Source organism: Desulfocicer niacini (genome assembly GCF_054657595.1).
In genome coordinates, this window is the sequence record NZ_BAAHYK010000128.1 from 1 (window position 1) to 1,882 (window position 1,882).

The window sequence follows — 1,882 nt, forward strand, 5'->3', positions numbered from 1 at the left end:
GCAACCATCAGCGGCGCGCGCCTTTGGCGCGTCCGCTGGATGGTTTTGTTAGCCCAATAGACCGTTAAACCAAAGTGATAACTCGATAAGGAGTGGCTGGTTTTCCTGATCCTTTTGATTTACCTGTAGAACTCGAACCATCAAAACATTGAGTGATACCCCAAACCCCTGGATATTTATTCCCATCATGATTGTGGCCGAACAACAAGCAATCAACTTTGTTTTCAATTACCGCTTTGAATTGACGATAATCCTTGAGCATATGCAGCCGCCCTCTGTGATCAAAGGGGTGATGATGTAGATAAACTACTTTTTTTAAATTTGCCACATCTGGGCCTTCAAGTATTAATGCTAATTTCTTTAATTGCTTATTTCCTAGCTCACCATCCGCACCCCATACATCAAGCCATTCGAATGTATCAGCCATTGAGTCTAGACCTATAAATGCTATCCCATCTAAAATATCAAGTTTTGGATATGTAATATTTTTATCATCATAAAAAGCCTGCTTAAAAAGCTTGACGTATTTCTTTTTTGCTTTTCCTCCGCTCCCGTAATCGTGATTACCAGGAACCACTAGTACTTTATACTGCTTATCTTCAAGTTTCTTAAATTGCTTTCTTGCAAGCTCATACGATCCATCTTTCTTTGCGTTATCAACAATATCACCTGTTACAACCACTACATGATCTTTTGCAGCACGATTATCGATAATATCTTTTACTATTTTCTTTAATTCTTCTTCACAATGTTCATAACCAACATGCAAATCAGAGAGATGGATAATTTTTTTCATCTTATTGTCCTCTTATTTCAGGTTGTGGTTCTTTTATTGGCTCTCACGGTAGGAACGCCAGTTACCCAGCGCCCCCCGCACAGACCCGGACGTGCGGTTTTCCCGCATCCGGTTCCTCGGTTATACTCGCTTTCGTGTAAGACATCTGTTTACGCAAACACTCGATGTTGTCTGTTAACAACTCGCATCATTGGTTTGGCAATACCCAAAAGAGCCACCGCTTTGGTAAAGACTTTCCAGGTGAAGCTTTTACGCTTCCCGCCTCGACGATTCAGCCATTTGAATGCGCATTCTTCAGCCCAGCTATAAAAGTGCCATAAAGCCGACAGGTTACCTGGCACATTATAATAGTTGTAATGGCCGCGCAATCGTCTATTTAGCTCTTTTATAAAGGTCTGCCCTTTCAAATGGCGGTTTTCCTTTATCCATTCCTTGATCCGCCTGCAGGCGCCTTGCAATTTCTTGGGTGCTGTCCGGTATTTAACTTTGACGGTACCGGCTCTGTCTTTTTCCCAGAAAATTTCAAAGCCTAAAAAGCTTATCCGCACCTTCATGCCGGGATGAAAATGACTGAACCGAATCATTCCGGTTTTCTCCGGTGCTACCTCAAGCTTGAACTTGCTTAGTCTGCCTGGAAGCTCACGGTAAAACCGTTCAGCCTCACCTTTATATTGAAAAGCGCATATAAAATCATCGGCATATCTCAAAATAAAGGCCGAGCCCTTACAATTGGGTTTAACCCGCCTTTCAAACCACAGATCAAGACCAAAGTGGAGGTAAATATTAGCCAGTACAGGCGATACTATACCTCCTTATGCAAAGTAAGTAATTATGCAAAGTAAGCTGTTGAAATGCCGATAAAACCTTATATACGCTTCGGATTACTTTGCATAATCTGCTATGGTGGAAATTGAAAATAATAATGATTTTTCACAAGTTCATGTTAAAATTGTAAAAAATCCAGTAAAACAATTACAATAAAGCTATTGTCCCTATTTTATCGATTAGATTTGTCCTTGGATATTATGCAAAGTAAATGGAATACAAATCCTGCACCCATAGGGCTTAGGAATATCTACTTTGCAT

General features: G+C 40.6%; 2 protein-coding genes. Both read right to left on the reverse strand.

Annotated elements, in window-relative coordinates; genetic code table 11:
* Nucleotides 1-64: 64 nt before the first annotated feature.
* Nucleotides 65-796, reverse strand: coding sequence for a metallophosphoesterase family protein (locus ACYQ2M_RS25000; protein WP_459919126.1), 732 nt, complete (start codon nucleotides 794-796; stop codon nucleotides 65-67).
* A gap of 149 nt (nucleotides 797-945) precedes the next feature.
* Nucleotides 946-1,602, reverse strand: a complete 657-nt coding sequence (locus tag ACYQ2M_RS25005; RefSeq protein WP_459919127.1) for a reverse transcriptase domain-containing protein — start codon at nucleotides 1,600-1,602, stop codon at nucleotides 946-948.
* Nucleotides 1,603-1,882: the final 280 nt, after the last annotated feature.

What these genes read in the sequence shown, in the direction of transcription:
- ACYQ2M_RS25000 (WP_459919126.1), bottom strand. Translation starts at nt 796, where the DNA reads ATGAAAAAAATTATCCATCTCTCTGATTTGCATGTTGGTTATGAACAT.